General features: G+C 59.6%; 3 protein-coding genes. 1 reads left to right on the top strand and 2 read right to left on the bottom strand.

Annotated elements, in window-relative coordinates:
* A partial coding sequence (locus R3C19_27350) for a hypothetical protein (protein ID MEZ6064079.1) occupies positions 1-293 on the bottom strand: 293 nt, incomplete at its 3' end.
* A 400-nt stretch (positions 294-693) separates the two neighbouring features.
* Here R3C19_27350 and R3C19_27345 point away from each other — a divergent pair.
* Positions 694-1,410, top strand: coding sequence for a hypothetical protein (locus R3C19_27345; GenBank protein ID MEZ6064078.1), 717 nt, complete (start codon positions 694-696; stop codon positions 1,408-1,410).
* A 573-nt stretch (positions 1,411-1,983) separates the two neighbouring features.
* On the opposite strand, the gene ltrA is transcribed toward R3C19_27345, so the two are convergent.
* Positions 1,984-3,375, bottom strand: a complete 1,392-nt coding sequence (gene ltrA / locus R3C19_27340) for a group II intron reverse transcriptase/maturase (protein MEZ6064077.1) — start codon at positions 3,373-3,375, stop codon at positions 1,984-1,986.
* Positions 3,376-3,907 lie beyond the last annotated feature (532 nt).

The following is a 3,907-nucleotide window of genomic DNA, read 5'->3' as shown; positions in this document are numbered from 1 at the left end:
ATTGGTCGCGAGAACGCTCCCCACCGGTCATCAAACGGAGCCGCCAGGAATTCGTTCCAGCGATCGTCGTCCAGGCCGACGAATCCGCCTCCGGGCGACGGAAACATAAAGCTGATTTCCGGAGTGTCAATGCCCAACAGCCGGACGCCGAGATTCCCGTCCGGCTGAACAAACAACGTGTCTCCGTCGTGAACCTGTTGTTCCACCGAACCGGGACGGCCGCTGTAGATTCCCGGTCGAGCGAAACCGGTGGTTCGATTGTTCTCTGAATCCGTCCGAATGGCATTAGGCATCGTCGGTGTCCCGTGATCTCTGAATGACATGGCTTTGCCGCGCCGTCAATCGCGTGAATCGGCAAAAGCAGCCGGTCGCGACGCCGTCGCCGCGAATGGGATGGGCGACAGCAGGCGGTGCCGCCGGTTCGTGGTGTGCGATGTATAGCAGCGGTCACGGGAAATTCAGATCAATTCGGCCGTTGATTCCGAAATGACACCTTCACCAGCGAGATGATTCGGTGGAAATCCCTGCCACGCGGGAACTTGAGTCAATTCTGAAAAATCTTCGGTTTCCGTTAAGTTTGCTGTCCCGGAATGCCGATCACACAGATCAGGTAACCTTTTCCACCCAGAATCTGAATCAGTCCGGCGGGCTTCCCACACATCGCCACTATTCAGGGCCGAGGAATCAACTGAAATGAAACGTACACTTTGGATCTCCCTGTTGACCTTTGTGGTCGCGACGTTCAGCGCGTCGGCCGCACAGGCGTGCTGTTTCTTCCCGTTCACACTTTTGAATCCGTTCACCTGGGGCTGCGGCTGCGGGTATGGCTACGGTGGCTATGGCTACGGAATGGGCTACGGCGGATGCGGCTATTCGGCTCCCTATGCCGGCGGATACGGATACGCGCCTGCGCCGCAGATGTATGCTCCGCCGGTTTACCAGCCACAGATGTATGCTCCTTCGTATGCTCCCGCTCCCGTGCAGCCTGGCTGTTCCGATTGCGTCAGCATGACTCCACAGCCGCAGTTGACAGCCGTCCGCGTGCCGGTGACCACCTATCGCGCCGTCACACAGTACGTGCCGCAGACGACCTATCAGACTCAGTATCAGTGGGGCCAGTCGTCGATGGCATACGGAACCGGAATGGTGCCACAGGCAACGTACGCCGCGCCGGCTCCCACGATGATCGGCTCCGGCTACGCTCCGACATACACCACGCCACAAATCGCGACGCCTTACATGTCAGCACCGTATCCGACCGGCGATATCTCGGGCGATCACGAGTACCCGTCGACATCGAGCCTGGTGCCGACGCCGCAGACCTCGATGAATGTTCGCGTGCCGATTCAGCCGGCGACGTACCGAGTCGCACCGCGAACAGCCCGCACCTATTCGCAGTCGGTGCGATAGACGCCGGATCGCTGCAGACACTGTCACACCACGCGACGCCCGGTTTTCTGTCGAAACCGGGCGTCTTCATGCGCGGTCAGTCGATCCCTGTCGCCAGGCGGAATTCAGCGAAACGGTGCGAAGAACGGTTGATCTCAATGATCGGCAGCTACCGGAATCGCGAAGAGAACCGCAAAAAGCCTGCCGGCAGGCGTGGCCGGAATTCTGTTACGTGAAGAGAAACCGCAAACGGTCTCGGCCGAATTCTTGCGGACATCAACCCGTTCGAGGATTTCACGAACGATTCCTGGCAACTGTCTCGATCATCCGCCTTCTCGATAACCAGCTGATTCTGTCTGCGCGAGTCGCCTGCGAAAGACAATCCACCGACAAACATCGCGGCGAAAAATCTTCAGCGGCTCGCCTCTGAATAGCAACGCCGCAGCGAAACGCCGGACTGAAACAGTAGAGTAAGGAGGGCCGACCGAGGTCGGGCCCTCCTCCTCTTCAAACCGTACGTGCAGATTTCCCGCATACGGCTTTCGCAGAGACGTTCAGTCAGAGGTGTAGTCAGGGAAGTCGCGAAGAGACCGGTCACGGACGTCGCAGGCCGAGGCCATGGACGTGAGCATAGAAGGTCTGGCCTGCCGGAGGGCGGTAGGCTCGCTGGCTTCGTCGTCGCAGGTGGTGGGTCAGTTTCTCCACGATGTAACTGTGGAGAGCACGGAACGCCACCCGCGGGTAACCGTACCCGAAATAGTTGGTCCAGCCCGTCTGCCACCGGTTGATCTCGGCAATCATCCGCGTGACCGGCTTGAAGCACTGCTTCGGACCTGTCAGGACGCGGATCGCCTCACGGGCCTTCGCCTGAGCCTTGCGGCTCGGGAAGACGTTCAGGTAGCGATGAGCGCGGCCCTTCAGATCCCGGTCGTAGCGGAAGGTATAGCCAAGGAAGTCCAGTGAACTGCCAACGGTATTCAGATTCACAATTCGAGTCTTCTCTCGATTGATCGTCAGGCGGAAACGACCTTCCAGCAACTGTTCGATCCAGTTACGCAGTCGGTCACCCTGCCACCGAGCCAGGATCACGAAGTCGTCCGCATAGCGGACGATCTTCGCCTTTGCCCAGTGCGCCGGGCCGTCCGGCCGATGGAACGCATATTCGAACCAGTGCAGATACACGTTCGACAGCAGAGGAGAGATGACTCCACCCTGCGGCGTCCCGGTACTGGACCGACTGAAGTGCGTGCGGCCTTCGTCATCCGTCTCGACCGTCTCGCAGTCCAGCCACATCCGGATCAGGTTCAGCACCGAGCGATCGGTGATGCGCATCCTGAGAGCCCGAATCAGATTGTCGTGCGGGATCGTGTCGAAGTAGCCTTTCAGATCCGCGTCATACACAGACCGATATCCCTGCGACAGGTGTCCGCGGATTGCCGCCAGGGCGTCGGCGGCCTTGCGGCCGGGACGGAACCCGAAGGACGTATCCAGAAAGTCGGCCTCAAAGATCGGTTCGAGAACCAGCAGAGCCGCCGTCTGGACGATCCGGTCACGCATCGTCGGAATCCCCAGAGGCCGTTTCCGGCCATCCGGTTTCGGAATGTACACACGCTTCACGCGGTCAGGCCGGTAGGTCTTTGTTCGCAGCGATTCTTCGAGGTCGCTCAGGTACTGTGCAGCGCCACCGGGGCCATCCATGATGTCCCCGCACGTCACCCCATCAACACCCGGCGCCTTGTTCTTCGCCAGAACAATCCACCATGCGGCCAGCAGGACGTCGGATCGGCAGATCCGGTCGTACAACGCGTAAAATCGAAATTTCGGTTCCTGTTTGGCCTTCTGATATAGCTTCCACCGCAGCTCGGCAACTTTCACCGGCAGGCGGACCGTGCTCTTGCGGGACCACCACGCAGGATCGTCCGGCGTCGTGTTCACGGGAACATTGTCTTCCTCTTCCAGATCTTCCGTAGTGGGATCGAAATCCAAGCGGGTTCTCCTGAGCGTGAGTGGACTTGCATGTTTCTGCCGCGGGGACTTCGCTCCATCGGGGTTAGCCGACTTCCTGACTACTATTCCCCGCTCCGACTCCCGCACCGGCCAGCGACACGGTTATTGATTCCCGCGTCACCGTGGAACATCCGGGCATGCTCGGCCCGGATGCTGCCGTGCGGGTCTCCCAGTTTCCTTGACTGTTCTGTTGACGCCCGCTGTCTCCAGTCACCCCGGGGAGCCTGATCGCTGCGTGTGCTCGCTGCTTCACGATCAGTGGTGGCTTCGGCATCTCCGAAAGCGTGGCCACTCCCATGTGTGTAACGAGGCTGAATCGAGTTCACTTGCGTTACGGCTGACGTCTTCGACTTCCGGGGCTTCAGCTCAACGATTGCTCGTCTGAACTGCCCGGTTGTCTACACGGCGAACGAGCGCTTACCATGGTCAATACCTTTCAATTGACAAGAACAGCCAGGCTTACCTGGCGCACCGGAGCCACGGAGAACACCGAGGATCCGTGCGTTGTCGA

The sequence above is a fragment of the Planctomycetaceae bacterium genome (assembly GCA_041398785.1).
In the GTDB taxonomy this organism is placed as follows: Bacteria; Planctomycetota; Planctomycetia; order Planctomycetales; family Planctomycetaceae; genus JAWKUA01.
Note: the sequence above shows the minus strand (reverse complement) of the source record. Positions and strands in the feature narration are given on the sequence as shown.